At 72.7% G+C, this 15166-nt stretch carries 13 protein-coding genes; 10 read left to right on the plus strand and 3 right to left on the minus strand.

The features are described 5' to 3' along the window. The 5 genes from J1M64_RS07010 to J1M64_RS07030 all read left to right on the plus strand — a co-directional run. Window positions 1-752 (plus strand): type II secretion system F family protein (locus tag J1M64_RS07010; RefSeq protein ID WP_206473724.1); only part of this gene is annotated, 752 nt, incomplete at its 5' end. Continuing rightward, window positions 749-1411, plus strand: coding sequence for a type II secretion system F family protein (locus tag J1M64_RS07015; RefSeq protein ID WP_206473727.1), 663 nt, complete (start codon window positions 749-751; stop codon window positions 1409-1411). The genes J1M64_RS07010 and J1M64_RS07015, both read left to right, overlap by 4 nt. Window positions 1412-1576: 165 nt before the next feature. Beyond that, window positions 1577-1777, plus strand: a complete 201-nt coding sequence (locus J1M64_RS19805) for a DUF4244 domain-containing protein (RefSeq protein WP_307872396.1) — start codon at window positions 1577-1579, stop codon at window positions 1775-1777. Beyond that, entirely contained in the window at window positions 1777-2136 is a 360-nt protein-coding gene (locus J1M64_RS07025; RefSeq protein ID WP_206473847.1) for a TadE family type IV pilus minor pilin, read from the plus strand. Before J1M64_RS19805 ends, J1M64_RS07025 begins: the two co-directional genes overlap by 1 nt. Then, window positions 2133-2537, plus strand: a complete 405-nt coding sequence (locus J1M64_RS07030) for an Rv3654c family TadE-like protein (RefSeq protein ID WP_307872389.1) — start codon at window positions 2133-2135, stop codon at window positions 2535-2537. Before J1M64_RS07025 ends, J1M64_RS07030 begins: the two co-directional genes overlap by 4 nt. A gap of 4 nt (window positions 2538-2541) precedes the next feature. On the opposite strand, the gene J1M64_RS07035 is transcribed toward J1M64_RS07030, so the two are convergent. Continuing rightward, window positions 2542-4914, minus strand: coding sequence for a DEAD/DEAH box helicase (locus J1M64_RS07035; RefSeq protein WP_206473737.1), 2373 nt, complete (start codon window positions 4912-4914; stop codon window positions 2542-2544). 199 nt (window positions 4915-5113) lie between these two features. Between J1M64_RS07035 and J1M64_RS07040 the strand changes: the two genes are divergently transcribed. The 3 genes from J1M64_RS07040 to J1M64_RS07050 all read left to right on the plus strand — a co-directional run bounded on the left by J1M64_RS07040 (window position 5114) and on the right by J1M64_RS07050 (window position 6921). Then, window positions 5114-5317, plus strand: a complete 204-nt coding sequence (locus tag J1M64_RS07040) for a cold-shock protein (protein WP_067711447.1) — start codon at window positions 5114-5116, stop codon at window positions 5315-5317. 88 nt (window positions 5318-5405) lie between these two features. After that, window positions 5406-6011, plus strand: a complete 606-nt coding sequence (locus tag J1M64_RS07045; protein WP_206473739.1) for a hypothetical protein — start codon at window positions 5406-5408, stop codon at window positions 6009-6011. Window positions 6012-6135: 124 nt separating this feature from the next. Beyond that, complete coding sequence (locus tag J1M64_RS07050) at window positions 6136-6921, plus strand: NRDE family protein (protein WP_206473741.1); 786 nt, start codon at window positions 6136-6138, stop codon at window positions 6919-6921. Between the two features lie 68 nt (window positions 6922-6989). Here J1M64_RS07050 and J1M64_RS07055 read toward each other — a convergent pair whose 3' ends face one another. Continuing rightward, on the minus strand, window positions 6990-8060 hold the full coding sequence (locus J1M64_RS07055) for a 2-oxoacid:ferredoxin oxidoreductase subunit beta (protein WP_069388588.1): 1071 nt from the start codon (window positions 8058-8060) through the stop codon (window positions 6990-6992). A gap of 24 nt (window positions 8061-8084) precedes the next feature. Beyond that, window positions 8085-10088: a 2-oxoacid:acceptor oxidoreductase subunit alpha gene (locus tag J1M64_RS07060; RefSeq protein WP_206473743.1), complete on the minus strand. Its 2004-nt coding sequence runs from the start codon at window positions 10086-10088 to the stop codon at window positions 8085-8087. 244 nt (window positions 10089-10332) lie between these two features. Between J1M64_RS07060 and J1M64_RS07065 the strand changes: the two genes are divergently transcribed. Both J1M64_RS07065 and topA read left to right on the plus strand, forming a co-directional pair. Continuing rightward, window positions 10333-12039, plus strand: a complete 1707-nt coding sequence (locus J1M64_RS07065) for an alpha/beta fold hydrolase (protein WP_206473745.1) — start codon at window positions 10333-10335, stop codon at window positions 12037-12039. A 135-nt stretch (window positions 12040-12174) separates the two neighbouring features. Further along, window positions 12175-15153, plus strand: coding sequence for a type I DNA topoisomerase (gene topA, locus J1M64_RS07070; protein ID WP_206473747.1), 2979 nt, complete (start codon window positions 12175-12177; stop codon window positions 15151-15153). The last annotated feature ends 13 nt before the right edge of the window (window positions 15154-15166 follow it).

Genomic DNA, 15166 nt, shown 5'->3' on the forward strand with positions numbered 1-15166 from the left:
GTGCGGGGCAGGCGGGCGGCGCGGGCGTGGCCCGGCTGCGGTACGCGCTCGCGCAGGTGCCGACCGGCGTGCTGTGGCCCGTCGCCGCGGGCACCGTGGCTCTCGTGGCGGCGGGCCCGATCCACGCCTGCGCGGCCGCCGTGCTGGGCGGCGCCGCGGCCGACCTGCACGGGCGGGCCACCGAACGCCGACAGCGCCTCGCGAGACTGGGGGCGTGGGAGCGTGCGCTCGACGACACCTCCTCGGCCCTGCGTGCCGGCGCCGGGCCGGGAGGCGCCCTCGGGCAGGCCGCCGACGCCGCGGCCGCGCACGACCGGCGAGTGGCCGGGATCCTCGCCGCGGCGGGGTCACACGCCCGCCTGGGCGGCGACGTCGCGGCAGCCCTGCGACCCGCCGGAGGCGACGGCCCGGACGGGGACCGCGTCGCCGGGGAGCTCGCCGGCGCCTGGCTCCTCGCCACCCGACACGGGGTGGAGCTCGCCGACGTCGTGGACGGACTGCGGGCCGACGTGGCCTCGCGGCGGCAGCGGGCGCTGCGTGTGGACGCCACCCTCGCCGGACCCCGAGCCACCTCCGTCATCCTCACCGCGCTCCCCGGACTGGGCGTGCTCCTGGGGTCCGGCTTCGGCGCCGACCCGCTGGGGGTCCTGGGCAGCGGCGCGCTGGGCGGCGGGTTGTGCCTGGCCGGGGCGATCCTGCTGGCCGCCGGACTGCTGTGGACCGACCGCATCGCGGGCGGTGCCGCCCGATGACCGCGGCCGTCCTCCTGCTCGCCGCCGCGCTGTGCGTGGCGCCGTGGCGCCCGCGGGCCGCCGACAGGGTGGCGGCTCTCCCGGCCGGTGCCGAGGGATCGACACCCCGGGCCCGGGACAGCGATCGACCCGGCGGCAGGCTCCCCTCGAAGGCGACCGCCCGCGCCCTGGCCACGATCACGCGCCGCGGCCCCACCAGCGCCGACACCGGAGCCCTGGCCCAGCTGGTCGACCTGCTGGCGGTTGCGTTGCAGTCCGGTCTGCCCGTGCCCGACGCACTGGCCGCGGTCGCCGACGCCGTCGATCACTCCGATCCCGCGTCGGCGCGTCCGTTGCGGGCGGCCGCGGCGCGGATGCGGCTGGGGGCCGCACCGGCCGAGGCGTGGCGGGAGGTCCCGGACGCCGCCCGGCTGGCCCCGATCGCGCCGGTGCTGGCCCGCGCGACCGACGGGGGCGGGTCGGTACTGGCCGCGCTCGGACACGCCGCCGACCGGTTGCGCTCGGAGGCCGACGCCGACGCCACCGCCCGGGCCGAGCGGGCCGCCGTCATGGTCGCCGGCCCGCTCGGCCTGTGCTTCCTCCCGGCGTTCGTCTGCCTGGGAGTCCTCCCCGTCGTCGTGGGCCTGGCCGACGGGATGCTGCCGGGAGTCCTGCCGTGAGCGGACTCGCCGGCCACACCGATTCCGGGACGGAGACGCCGCCCCGGTCACCGAAGAAGGAGAACCCAGATGAACACCCACCTCACCACCCACTCTACCGCCCGCTCCACCGCCCGGAACGCCACCGAGAACGCCGCCCGCACGCCAGCGGTCTCCGGCGCGCCGATAGCCCGGGCCCGTGCCGCCCTGGCCCGACGGTTCAGTGCCGTGACCACCCCGGACGCCGGCATGTCGACAGTCGAGTACGCCGTGGGGACGATCGCCGCCGCCGCGTTCGGCGCAGTGCTCTACACCGTGGTCAGCGGCGACTCGATTCCCGACGCGCTCAGCGGGATCATCGAACAGGCCCTCAACACCTCGGTGTGATGGTGCTGCGGCGGCTCCGGACCGCGTCGGCCCGCGACGAGGGGTCGGTGACCGTGGAGGCGGCCCTCGGCATCGCCTCCCTGGTGGCGGTGTTCGGCGTCGCCGCCGCCGGGGCCGGCGCGGCGCTCACGCAGATCCGGGTGGTCGACGCGGCGCGGGAGGCCGCCCGGGTGGCGGCGATGGCGGGTCCGGGCGACGGGGTCGCGGCCGGACGGGCGGTGGCTCCCGGGGCGGAGGTGTCGGTGGACGGCGGCGGGTCGTTCGTCACGGCCGTGGTCGTGGCCCCGGCGCGGGGCCTGCCCGGTGTCGAGCTCCGTGGCCGGGCGGTCGCGCGGACCGAGCCGGGGGTGGTGGGATGACGCGCCCCGTACCTGACCGATCCGGTGCGGCCGCGCCCCGTTCGCCGGGGTGGCGGCGGGTGGTCGACGACGACGAGGGCGCCATGACCGTCATGACCGCCTTCGCCGTCGCCGCGGTTCTGGCACTGACGGTGGCGGTTCTCCTGGTGGGACGGGCCGCGGTGGCCGCGCATGCTGCCCGGGCGGCCGCGGACCTGGCCGCATTGGCCGGCGCGCACGCGCTGCGCGCGGGGCAGGACGCGTGTGCCGCGGCGGCCGGGATCGCGGCCGCTAACAGTGCGGAGTTGTCGGTCTGCCGGGTCGACGGCCACGACGTCGTGGCCCGCGCCGAGGTGCGCGTGGATCTCGGGGTGTTCGGCGTGCGGTCGGGCTCGGCGGTGGCCCGGGCGGGGCCGGCCTGACGGGTCAGCGGGGACCGGCGGCGGGCCCGGCCGGCGCGGGCTCCCCGGCACCCACGTCACCCAGCTGTCCCACAACCTCGGTGAGCAGCGCGATCGCGCCCGGCTTGGACAGTGGGTCGTTGCCGTTGCCGCACTTGGGGGACTGGATGCAGGACGGGCACCCGGATTCGCATTCGCAGGAGCGGATCGCGGCCAGCGTCGCGCCGAGCCACGCGGTGGCGCGCCGGAACCCGCGTTCGGCGAAGCCCGCCCCTCCGGAGTAGCCGTCGTAGACGAACACCGTGGGCAGCCCGGTGTCCGGGTGCAGGGCGGTGGACACGCCACCGATGTCCCAGCGGTCGCACGTCGCGACCAGCGGCAGCAGCCCGATCGCCGCGTGCTCGGCCGCGTGTAGCGCCCCCGGCCAGTCCGCCTCCTCCAGCCCGGCGACCCGCAGCAGCTGCGGGGTGAGTGTGTAGACCACGGCCCGCGTGGCCAGGGTGGTCTCGGGCATGTCCAGCGGGGTGACGTCGAGGATCTCGCCGCCACGCAGCCGCCGCTGGTAGCCGGTCACGCGGGTGGTCACCTCGACGTCGGCCAGCGAGAGGGTGACGGGACCGGCGGGTACCGACTCCAGGGTCTCGACCAGGTCGATCGACACCTGCTCACGTGCGCTGGTCGTCCACTCCGGCACCTCCGGGTGGCACAGTGCCAGGCCGTCCTCCAGGTTCAGCTCGTCCACGACGAACGACTCACCCTGGTGCAAGTAGAGCGCTCCCGGGTGGACCTGGGAGCGGGCCCGGACGGAGTCGATCGTGCCGAGCATGCGGCCGTCGACCGCGTCCACGATCACCACCTCCGCCCCGCCGGTGCCGCGGATGTCGACCTCGGCGTGCGGGGTGTGGTCGTCGGCGGCCGGGTACCAGCCGGCCGGTCGGCGCCGCACCAGTCCGTCGGCGGCGAGCCGTTCCAGCACGTCGGTCGCGCCCCACGCGCGGGCCTCGTCGTGCGACATGGGCCGCTCGCTCACGGCGCACCTCAGTTGCCCGGCCAGCAGGACGGGGTTGCGCGGGTCGGTGACGGTGGCCTCGACGGGGCGGCCCAGTAGCGCCTCGGGATGGTGGACGAGGTAGGTGTCGAGCGGGTCGTCGCGCGCGACCAGCATCACCAGGGCGCCCTGTCCTCGGCGTCCGGCGCGTCCGGCCTGCTGCCAGAACGAGGCGATCGTGCCCGGGAAGCCGGCGCTGACCACGGCGTCGAGCCCGGAGATGTCCACGCCCAGTTCGAGCGCCGAGGTCGAGGCCACGCCCACCAACTCGCCGTCGGCGAGGTCGCGTTCGAGTTCGCGGCGGTCGTCGGCGAGGTAGCCGGCGCGGTAGGCGGCGATCCGTCCGGCCAGCTCGCGGCCGCGTTCCCCGTGTTCGGAGGCGAGCCGCTCGCGGGCCCGCAACGCGGTCGACTCGGCTCCGGCCCGCGACCGGACGAAGGTCAGGGTCCGCGCGCCCTCCGCGACGAGGGAGGCCATGAGGGTGGAGGCCTCGACCGGGGCGGGCCGCCGGACCGGCGCGCCGTGCTCCCCGGACAGGCCCTCCATCAGCGGTGGTTCCCACAGTGCGACGGTCCGTCCGCCCTGCGGGGAGGCGTCCTCGGTGACCTCCACGCACTCGCGCCCGACCAGCGTGGTCGCGGCGACGCCGGCGTCGGAGGTGGTGGCGGAGGCCAGGATGTAGGTCGGTGCGGCGCCGAGCGCCCGCGCGAGACGGTCGAGCCGGCGCAGGACGAGGGCGACGTTGGAGCCGAACACCCCCCGGTAGGAGTGACACTCGTCGACGACGACGAAGCGGAGCCCCCGCAGGATCCGTGTCCACTGGCGGGCCCGGCCGAGAAGTGACAGGTGGAGCATGTCGGGATTGGTGACGATCCACCGGGAATTCTCCCGGATCCACGGCCGGGCGTCGGTCGGGGTGTCGCCGTCGTAGGACGCAGGTGCCACGTGGGAGAGCTCGGGCACGGCGTCCACCAGCGAGATGACGGACGACAGCTGGTCCTGCCCGAGTGCCTTGGTCGGGGCCAGGTAGAGCACGCAGGCGCCCGGGTCCGCGGCGAGCGCGCTGAGTGCGGGCAGCTGGTAGCCGAGGGACTTGCCGGACGCCGTCCCCGTCGCGACCACCACGTTGCGGCCCGCGTGTGCGTGCTCGGCGGTGGCCACCTGGTGAGCCCACGGGCGCTCGACCCCGCGGCCACGCAGCTCGTCCACCAGACCGGGGTGCGCCCAGGCCGGCCAGTCGGCGTGCCGTGCCTCGCGCGCCGGCAGGTCGACGGCGTGCGTGAGCGGCGACGCCCCGGCCGGCAGCTGCTCGAGCAGGTGGCCGAGGAGTTCGCGTCCGTAGGTCGTCACCCCTCGACCGTAGAGGGCTGATCACCCCGTGCGCCGGATCGGCCTGCCCCGGATCTGTTCTCCTCGCGCCGCGGTCGTGATGTACTGGACCCGGTCGTCATCATCGTCCACGGGAACCCCGTGGTCGGGGGCGCCGGCCCGACACGCGTGGCCATCCCGCGAGTCGCACCTGGCAGTACGGAAAAGGAACACATCAAAAATGGCACAGGGCACCGTCAAGTGGTTCAACGCGGAGAAGGGCTACGGGTTCATCGCCCCTGAGGACGGTTCGGCCGACCTCTTCGTCCACTACTCCTCCATCGAGGGCTCGGGCTTCAAGTCGCTCGAGGAGAACCAGCGCGTCGAGTTCGAGGTCGGCGAGGGCCAGAAGGGGCCGCAGGCCCAGGAGGTCCGCGCCATCTGAGGCGCTCCGCTCGATCTCGGCGAGGCCCCCACCGCACGCGCGGTGGGGGCCTCGCGATGTGTCGGGGGTCGACCGTAGGCTCTGGTCCGTGACGCAGCTGTCGTTCTTCGCCGCGGACGGCCACGTCCCCGAGCCCTCGGACCTGGAGGGCGCACTGGCCGCCCGGGGTCAGTCCACCCTCGCGGGCGAGCTCGCGCAGGTCTCGGTGGTCCTCGACGCGGCCTGGCGGGCGGACGCGCTGGAGTCCCTCCTGGCGGAGGCGGGGCTCGATCCGGTCCGCTCGGAGGCGGGACCGGACGGCGAGTCGGGCCCGGACGGCCGCTGCACGGTGTCGACCGCGCGGACCCCGGCCCTGGTACCGGTGGTGCGCCGCTGGCGGCGGGGCGCGGTCACCGCGGTGCCCGAGGGGTGGACGCCCTCCGCCGGGGCGCTGCGCGTCTGGGTGCTCACCGCCGGCCACGTCACCGACGGGGGAGCGGTCGAGTTGGGCATCGACGCCGCGATGGAGCACCATGCGCCTCGACGGGACGCCCTGCGCGCGGCGCTGGACCGCGTCGGGATCCGGACCACCTACGTCGGCTCCAAGGGTGGCGGGCCGCTGCTGCGGCTCGGGACGGCCCGAGCCCGCACGCGTCTGGCGCAGAGCATCGGGCCCGCGCCCGCCGGGGTTCCGCCGCAGCACTGGCCCGGCTAGCCGGACCTCACAGCCGGCGCCGTCACGCCGGATGTCGGATCTGCGCTGCGCCGGACGTCGGCCCCGCGCTGCGCCGGACGTCGGCCCTGCGCTGCGCGGACGCCGCCCGAAGTACCGTGGGGGTATGTGCATGCTGGTCGTCGCCCGTCGGGTCCACCCTCACTACCCGCTGATCGTGGTGGCCAACCGGGACGAGGTCCTGAGCCGGCCCACCGAGCCGTTGCACGAGTGGACCGCCGACGCCGGTGGCGCCGAGGGCATCGTCGCCGGCCGGGACGTCACCGCGGGCGGGTCCTGGCTCGCGGTGGCCCCGGGCGGACGGTTCTCGGCGGTGACCAACGTGCGCGAGCCCGGACCCGTGCTCCCCGCAGCCGCCTCCCGCGGCGAGCTGCCCATCGACGCGCTCACCGGGCCGGTGCCCGTCGCGGAGTTCGCCCACCACGTCGTCGACGACCTCGATCGCTACGGGGGCGTCAACCTCCTGGCCGGCGACCTCGACCGGATGTGGTGGGCGTCCAACCGCTCCACCCGCGGCCCGGTGGCGCTCGGCACCGGCGTCCACGGGCTGTCGAACGCCTCGTTGGACACCCCCTGGCCGAAGGTGGTGGGCGCGGTCCACGACGTCAGAGCGCTCATGGGCACCGACGTCATGACAGGCCCGGACTGGTCCGGGGCGCTGCTGGACGTGTTGGCCGATCGTCGCCCGGCGACACCGTGGACGATGCCGCGCACGGGCGTGCCGCTGACGCACGAGTGGCGGCTGTCGTCGAGGTTCGTCCGCATCGGCCGGCGGTACGGCACCCGGTCGACCACCGCCGTGCGCGTCGACCAGCACGGCGTGGCCGACGTGGTCGAGCGCACGTGGGACGCCCGAGGACGCATCACGGGGACGGTCACCAGGCGCATCTGAGCCGGTGACCGCCCCCGCGGGCGGCTGGTTCCGACGCCGCTGACGCGGCGCGGGTGGTGCCTTCGGCCCTAGCCGACGGTCCAGGTGTTGCTGCCGTCGAGCAGCGCCTGCAGGTCCGTGGGTGAGGTCTCCTTGGCGGCGGCGACCTGGCCGCGGGCGAGGTCGTCGTAGGTGTCGCGGCGGACCTGCCGGATGATGCCGGTGACCGTGTACTCGAGGTCCTGGCTGGACAGGTTGGCCAGGGCGTGGGCGTAGGTCGGGTCGTCGGCGTGGGCGTCGTGGACGACGATGTCGGCCTCGTCCACGTCGGCGGTCGCGGCCACCGCGAGGGAGAAACCGCGGCGCACGACGCAGTGCTGGCCGTCGTCACCGAAGATGATCTTCTCGCCGTGGCGCACCGGGATGAGGTGGTCGCCGGCGTCCTCCTTGCGGAGCAGGTCGAAGGAGCCGTCGTTGAAGATCGGGCAGTCCTGCAGGATCTCCACGAAGCTCGTGCCGCGGTGGCGTGCGGCCGCGTCGAGGACCTCGGTCAGGCCCTTGCGGTCCGAGTCCAGGGCGCGGGCGATGAAGGTGCCCTGGGCGCCGATCGCCAGCGACAGGGTGTTGAACGGGTGGTCCAGCGACCCCATCGGGCTGGACTTGGTGACCTTGCCGGGCTCGGAGGTGGGCGAGTACTGGCCCTTGGTCAGCCCGTAGATCCGGTTGTTGAACATGAGGATGTTCAGGTTCACGTTGCGGCGCAGCGTGTGGATCAGGTGGTTGCCGCCGATGGACATGGCGTCGCCGTCACCGGTGACGACCCAGACCGACTGGTCGGGGCGTGCGGTGGCCAGGCCGGTCGCGATGGCCGGGGCGCGGCCGTGGATCGAGTGCATCCCGTACGTCTCGAGGTAGTACGGGAAACGGCTCGAGCAGCCGATGCCGGAGATGAAGGTGATGTTCTCCCGCTTGAGCCCGAGCTTGGGCAGCAGGGCGCGGATGGTGGCCAGGATGACGTAGTCGCCGCAGCCGGGGCACCAGCGCACCTCCTGGTCGGAGGTGTAGTCCTTGGGCTTCTGCGGAGCATCCGTCTTGGGCACGGACGCCAACGCGTCGAGCGGCAGTGCGCTGCCGACGAGGCCGGATTCGGTGGTGGTCATGGGGTTCCTCTCCTCGCTCGCAGGTCAGCGGGTTCGGTTGGCGGTGGTGGTGCCGGTGGCGGTGTGCCCGATCCGCCGGTTGCGGGCCGCGGGCTCGCCGGTGGTGGTGATGACCCCGTCGAGCGCCAGGCGGTACTTGTCGTGCTCGGTGTGGGTGAGGCGGCCGGCGAACTCGGACTCGATGGCGGTCTGCAGCTCCTCGGCCGAGAACGCCATACCGTGCACCTTGGTGATGGGCTGGATGTCGGCGGGGAAGCGGGCCTTGAGCAGCATCGCGAGCTGTCCCAGGTTCATCTCCGGGACGAGGATCCGGCGGTACCGTTCGAGCACCTCACCGATGTTGTGCGGCAGCGGGTTGAGGTGACGCACGTGGGCGCGGGCCACGCGGTGGCCGTTCGCGCGGGCGCGGCGTACGGCCTCGCCGATGGGCCCGTAGGACGAACCCCAGCCCACCACCAGCACGTCGGCCTCACCGGACGGGTCGTCGACCTCGAGGTCGGGCACCTCGATGAGGGCGATCTTCAGGGCCCGGGTCCGGGTCATGAGGTCGTGGTTGTCGGCGGTGTAGGAGATGTTGCCGGTGCCGTTGGCCTTCTCCAGTCCGCCGATGCGGTGCTCGAGTCCGGGCTCACCCGGGATGGCCCAGTCGCGCGCCAGCGTCTCCGGGTCACGGGCGTAGGGGAGGTACTCGGAGGCGGGCGTCCCCTCGTCGCCCTCGCCCTCGGCCTCGGGTGCCGTGGCGAGGTTCTTCTCGATCGCCGGCAGGGCGGCGACGTCGGGCAGCAGCCACGGCTCGGACCCGTTGGCGATCGCGCCGTCGGACAGCACGATGACCGGGGTCCGGTAGGTGACCGCGATCCGGGCCGCCTCGCGGGCGATCTCGAAGCAGTCCGCGGGGGACTGCGGGGCGATCACCGCGACGGGGGACTCGCCGTTGCGGCCGAACAGGGCCTGCAACAGGTCGGACTGCTCGGTCTTGGTCGGCAGGCCCGTCGAGGGGCCGCCACGCTGGACGTCGATGACCACCAGCGGCAGCTCGGTCATCACGGCCAGGCCGATGGCCTCGGACTTGAGGGCCAGACCCGGACCGGAGGTGGACGTGACACCGAGGGTCCCGCCGTAGGAGGCGCCCAGTGCCGCGGCGACGCCGGCGATCTCGTCCTCGGCCTGGAAGGTCGTGACGTCGAACTGCTTGAGCTTGCTCAGCTCGTGCAGGATGTCCGAGGCCGGGGTGATGGGGTAGGTGCCCAGGAAGACGGGCATGTCGGCGGACCGGCCCGCGGTGACCAGGCCGTAGGCCATCGCCGTGTTGCCGGTGACCTGACGGTAGCGGCCCTCGGGCAGCTTGGCCGGGGCGATCTCGTACTCCGAGGCGAAGGCCTCGGTGGTCTCGCCGTAGTTCCAGCCCGCGTGCAGGGCGAGGATGTTGGCCTCGAGAATGGTCGGCTTCTTGCCGAACTTGTCCTTGAGGAAGTTCTCGATCGAGTCGACCGTGCGCCCGTACATCCACGTGAGCAGCCCCAGGGCGAACATGTTCTTGCAGCGCTCGGCGTCCTTCTTGCCGAGGTCGACCGACTCGACGGCACCGATCGTCAGGGTGCTCATCGCGACCTCGTGCACCTGGAACGCCTCGAAGGCCGGCGACCCGAGCGGATTGGACTCGTACCCGACCTTGGTGAGGTTGCGCTTGGTGAACTCGTCGGAGTTGACGATGAGGATTCCGCCGGAGGGCAGGTCCTCGATGTTCGCCTTGAGCGCCGCCGGGTTCATCGCCACCAGCACGTCGGGACGGTCACCGGCGGTGAGGATGTCGTAGTCCGCGATCTGGATCTGGAAGCTCGAGACCCCGTGGATCGTGCCCTGTGGGGCCCGGATCTCGGCGGGGTAGTTGGGCTGCGTCGCCAGGTCGTTGCCGAAGGCGGCGGCCTCGGAGGTGAACTGGTCACCGGCGAGCTGCATGCCGTCGCCCGAGTCACCCGCGATGCGGATGACCACCTTGTCCAGCTTGGTCTTGGACGAGTTGCCCACCGGTGCTGACCTCCAGAAAGTCGTGATGAATCGAGGCTTGTCGCGGCTCCCGTTCAGCCCTCGACGGTACGCCGATTCCGGCGCAGCCCGCGGCCACGACCGTGTGACCGGGACTGTAACAGGTTCCAGTTCGGCGACGTGGCTTCTTCCCTCACCCTAGACCGATCTGTCTATTGCTGCCAGTCGGGCGGTCCCCCCGCAGGAAAACCCGCCGGAACGCAGCGGAGATGAAAAACTCGTCATCATGCCCCACTTCTCACGACGCCTGGTCGCGTCCGCGACCGCAGCCCTCGTCGTCGTCGTACTACCACCCGTCGCCCCGGCCACGCCCGCACCCACCTCCACCCTGACCGGGGTTGACGTCGTGACCTGGACCCCGTGCCCCGCGGAGTCGGCGGCCGACGTCCTCCACCGCCTGCCCCGCCCCGACGTCCTGTGCGCCTCCGTCACGGTCCCCGTCGACCACGCCGACCCCGACGGTCGCACCGTGGGGATCGAGGTCCGCAGGATCACCGCCACGGGCGATCGTCAGGGGGCACTGTTCTCCAACCCCGGCGGGCCGGGAGGCGACGCCCGCACCCTCTGGTACACCGCACTCGACAGGGACGACGACTCCGCCGTCGACGAGATCCGTCGCACCCACGATCTGGTGATCGTGCAGCCCCGGGGCCTGGCGGGATCGGGCGCGCTCGAGTGTCTCCCCGGGCCGGAGGTGGAGGCCCCGGACCGTTCCGACCCCGACGACGACGACGACCTCAACGAGCAGGCCGCGCGGTGCATGGCCACCGACCCGGAGTTCGTGCGGTCCATCACCACGGAGAACGTCGTGCGCGACCACGAGGTGGTCCGCGAACGCATGGGCCTGGAGCGCATCTCCTTCCTCGGGTACTCCTACGGCACCGCGATCGGGATGATGTACCAGACCCTGTTCCCGCAGAGCCTCGACCGGATGGTGCTGGACTCCTCGGTCGGACCGTCCGAGACGTGGTGGTACGAGTTCCACCAGCGGCAGGCGGAGAATCGGCACCGGGCGCGCGACTACGTCCTCGCGTGGATCGCCGAGTACGACGACGTCTACGCGTTGGGGGACACCGCCCTGAAGGTGTACCGGCGGATCCACGAGCTCGACCTGTCGGAGGGGGCGGCCGCGGGCCGGTTCCTTCCGCCCCCCGCCGTGCCGGGCGATGACGCCCCGGGGTCGGTTCCCACCGGATCGCTGGCGGCGGGCTCCCTCGACGCCCTCAACACCGGGTCGGTGCGGGCGGAGAACGCCGCCGTCGCGTCCACCGGCGGGTTCGACTCGACGCCGGACGACGCCGTGGGCTACTTCCGGGTCCTCGACTTCTACAGCCGGTCCCCCGACGCCTGGCCCGACATCGCCTGGGCGATCTCGGCGAAGGTGCACGGCACGGCGCCCGACGTCGAGACACCGGAGGAGCTGGACGAGCGGATCGAGGAGGAGGCCGAGGAGCGCACCGGCCGGCCCCCGGTGACGTCCGACCAGGCCACCTACCTGAAGATCATCAACTGCAACGAGACCGCGCCGCCCCGGACGAACCTGGCGGCCCCGGCCCTGATCGGCAGCAGCGACCCGGCGGGTAGCACCGGCGAGGACGTGTGGGCGTTGACCGAGCAGACCCGATACTGCCTCTACCCGCCCTCGGCGGTCCCGCCGCGCATCGAGGCACGCGAGATGGCCGCGCCGCCCCTGATCCTCCAGGCCGACCACGACCCCAACACTCCGGGCATGTTCGGTCCGACCACCGCCGACGCGACGGGAGGCACGCTCGTCCGGATCCGGGGCACCGTGCACTGCCATTTCGACACCGGCAACGAGGCGGTCGACGAGATCGTCCTGCGGTATCTCGAGACCGGTCAGGCGGAACCCGGGCAGTATCTGGACACCCCGCGCCCCGCGCCGGGAAGCCCACCGTGGGTGCCGGAGGGGTGACTCGACGGTTCTCGTGGAGGGCATCCCGCCTGGTATGAATTCCTATAGAAGGGCCCCGGCACGCGTACCGTAGCCGGGACCGGTGGTCGGTGAAGGGCGTCGACGACGGAATCAGCGCAGGTTGGGAGCACTCCAGTGGCGAGCAAGAAGGCAGCATCGGGCGGCAAGCGGAGCCTGGTGATCGTCGAGTCCGCCACCAAGGCACGCAAGATCCAGCCCTACCTGGGGTCCGACTACGTGGTCGAGGCGTCGGTCGGACACATCCGCGACCTGCCCAAGGGCGCGGCCGACATCCCGGCCAAGTACAAGAAGGAGCCGTGGGCGCGGCTCGGGGTGAACCCGGACGACGACTTCGAACCCATCTACGTCGTCAGCGCCGACAAGAAGAAGAAGGTCGCCGAGCTCAAGAAGGAACTCGCCGGCGTGGACCAGCTCCTGCTGGCGACAGACCCCGACCGTGAGGGCGAGGCGATCGCCTGGCACCTGCTCGAGGTCCTCAAACCCAAGGTCCCGGTCAAGCGGATGGTGTTCCACGAGATCACCAAGCCCGCCATCCTCGCCGCCGCCGAGAACACGCGCGAGCTCGACACCGACCTCGTCGACGCCCAGGAGACCCGCCGGATCCTCGACCGTCTCTACGGCTACGAGGTCTCCCCGGTGCTGTGGAAGAAGGTCATGCCGCGACTGTCCGCCGGCCGCGTGCAGTCGGTGGCCACCCGCGTGATCGTCGAGCGTGAGCGCGAGCGCATGGCGTTCGTCGCCGCGGACTACTGGGACATCACCGCGACCCTGGCAACGAAGGGATCCGCCGGCGGGGACGCCGGTGAACCCCGCAGCTTCACCGCCCGCCTCTCCGCCGTCGACGGCGCCCGGGTCGCGCAGGGCCGCGACTTCGGCCAGGACGGGCGTCTGAAGTCCACCGGCGCGGCCAAGGACTCCGTCGTCCTCGCCGAACCGGCGGCCCGGGCGCTGGCCGACGCGCTGACCGGTGCCGACTTCGTCGTCGACTCCGTCGAGTCCAAGCCGTACACACGGCGCCCCTACGCGCCGTTCATGACCTCCACGCTCCAGCAGGAGGCCGGCCGCAAGCTGCGGTACACGTCCGAGCGCACCATGCGGATCGCGCAGCGACTGTACGAGAACGGCTACATCACCTACATGCGTACCGACTCCACGACCCTGTCCGAGGGCGGCATCGCAGCCGCCCGCGCGCAGGCCACGGAGCTGTACGGCAGCGACTACGTCTCACCCACGCCCAGGCAGTACACCCGGAAGGTCAAGAACTCGCAGGAGGCCCACGAGGCCATCCGGCCCGCCGGCGAGACCTTCGCCACCCCCGGGCAGCTCCACAGTGCGCTCGACGCCGAGGAGTACCGCCTCTACGAGCTCATCTGGCAGCGCACGGTCGCCTCCCAGATGGCCGACGCGCGCGGCACGACCGTCAGCATCCGCATCAGCGGTGACGCCGGCGACAACGCGTCCGGCTACGAGCGCGCCACCTTCGCCGCCTCGGGCCGCACCATCACGTTCCCCGGCTTCCTCAAGGCCTACGTCGAGGCGACCGATGACCCGGCCGAGGGCTCGGAGAAGCAGATGGCGGACGACGCCGAGCGGCGCCTGCCCCGCCTCGACGAGGGACAGCAGCTCACCGGCACCGACCTGGTCCCCGACGGGCACACCACCAGCCCGCCCGCCCGCTACACCGAGGCGAGCCTGGTCAAGGCGATGGAGGAGATGGGCATCGGCCGCCCGTCGACCTACGCCAGCATCATCCGCACCATCCAGGACCGGGGGTACGTCTACGTCCGCGGCAACGCGCTGGTCCCCAGCTGGGTCGCCTTCGCCGTGGTCGGACTGTTGGAGCAGAACTTCGGCCGGCTCGTCGACTACGACTTCACCTCGCTGATGGAGGACGAACTCGACGCGATCGCCGAGGGCCGCGAGAACCGGGACGACTGGCTGCGGCGCTTCTACTTCGGTGCCGCCGAGGGCTCCGGCGACGAGGACAAGGCCAACTACGCCGTGGGGTTGAAGAACCTCGTCGACGTCAACCTCGAGGCCATCGACGCCCGCAGCATCAACTCGATCCGGGTGTTCGACGACTCCGAGGGCCGCCCGGTGCACGTCCGCGTCGGTCGCTACGGTCCGTATCTCGAGCGCATGGTCGCCGGCGAGGACGGCGCCGAGGAGTCCCAGCGGGCCAACCTGCCCGAGGGGATGAGCCCGGACGAACTCACACTCGAGGTGGCCGAGAAGCTCTTCTCGACCCCCCAGGACGGTCGCCCGCTGGGCGTGGACCCCGAGACCGGACACGAGATCGTCGTCAAGGACGGGCGCTACGGCCCCTACGTCACCGAGAAGCTCCCCGAGGCCACCGACGCCGAGAAGGCGGTCTGGGCCAAGAAGGTGCTCGCCGACGCGGATGCGGAGAAGAAGCGGATCGACGCCGAGCGCGATGCCGCGATCGCCGCCGCCAAGGACGACGACGCCAGGGCCGAGGCCAAGAAGGCCGCGACCAAGGCCAAGGCCGCCGTGACCCGCCGGGCGAAGAAGGAGGCCGACAGCCCCACCGGGCCGAAGCCCCGGACCGGGTCGTTGATGCAGTCCATGGAGCCGGCGACGGTGACGCTGGAGGACGCGCTCAAGCTCCTGTCGCTGCCGCGCGTGGTGGGCATCGACCCCACCAGCGGCGAGGAGATCACCGCCCAGCTCGGTCGCTACGGGCCGTACCTCAAGAAGGGCACAGACTCCCGGACGCTCGATTCCGAGGACGCGGTGTTCACGGTGACGCTCGAGGACGCGGTGAAGATCTACTCCGAACCGAAGCGTCGGGGCCGGCAGGCCGCCGCCCCCAAGGCGCTGCGTGAGATGGGGGTCGACGAGGTCTCCGGCAAGCAGATGTTGGTCAAGGACGGTCGCTTCGGCCCGTACGTGACCGACGGGGAGTCCAACGCCTCCCTGCGCAAGGGCGACACCGTGGAGAGCCTCACCGACGCCCGCGCCTCCGAGTTGCTCTCGGAGCGGCGCGCCAAGTCGCCGCCGAAGAAGGCGCCCGCGAAGAAGGCTCCGGCCCGCAAGTCGCCGGCGAAGAAGACGGCGGCGTCGCGCCGCTGAGGCCCGAACGAGA

The sequence above is a fragment of the Dietzia sp. KRD202 genome, assembly GCF_017168155.1.
GTDB lineage: Bacteria > Actinomycetota > Actinomycetes > Mycobacteriales > Mycobacteriaceae > Dietzia > Dietzia kunjamensis.

Bases quoted from the DNA above. Each gene is read 5' to 3' on its own strand.
- J1M64_RS07065 (WP_206473745.1), top strand. From the start codon at position 10,333: ATGCCCCACTTCTCACGACGCCTGGTCGCGTCCGCGACCGCAGCCCTC.
- J1M64_RS07025 (WP_206473847.1), top strand. From the start codon at position 1,777: ATGGTGCTGCGGCGGCTCCGGACCGCGTCGGCCCGCGACGAGGGGTCG.
- J1M64_RS07055 (WP_069388588.1), bottom strand. From the start codon at position 8,060: ATGACCACCACCGAATCCGGCCTCGTCGGCAGCGCACTGCCGCTCGAC.
- J1M64_RS07030 (WP_307872389.1), top strand. From the start codon at position 2,133: ATGACGCGCCCCGTACCTGACCGATCCGGTGCGGCCGCGCCCCGTTCG.
- J1M64_RS07040 (WP_067711447.1), top strand. From the start codon at position 5,114: ATGGCACAGGGCACCGTCAAGTGGTTCAACGCGGAGAAGGGCTACGGG.
- J1M64_RS07015 (WP_206473727.1), top strand. From the start codon at position 749: ATGACCGCGGCCGTCCTCCTGCTCGCCGCCGCGCTGTGCGTGGCGCCG.
- J1M64_RS07050 (WP_206473741.1), top strand. From the start codon at position 6,136: ATGTGCATGCTGGTCGTCGCCCGTCGGGTCCACCCTCACTACCCGCTG.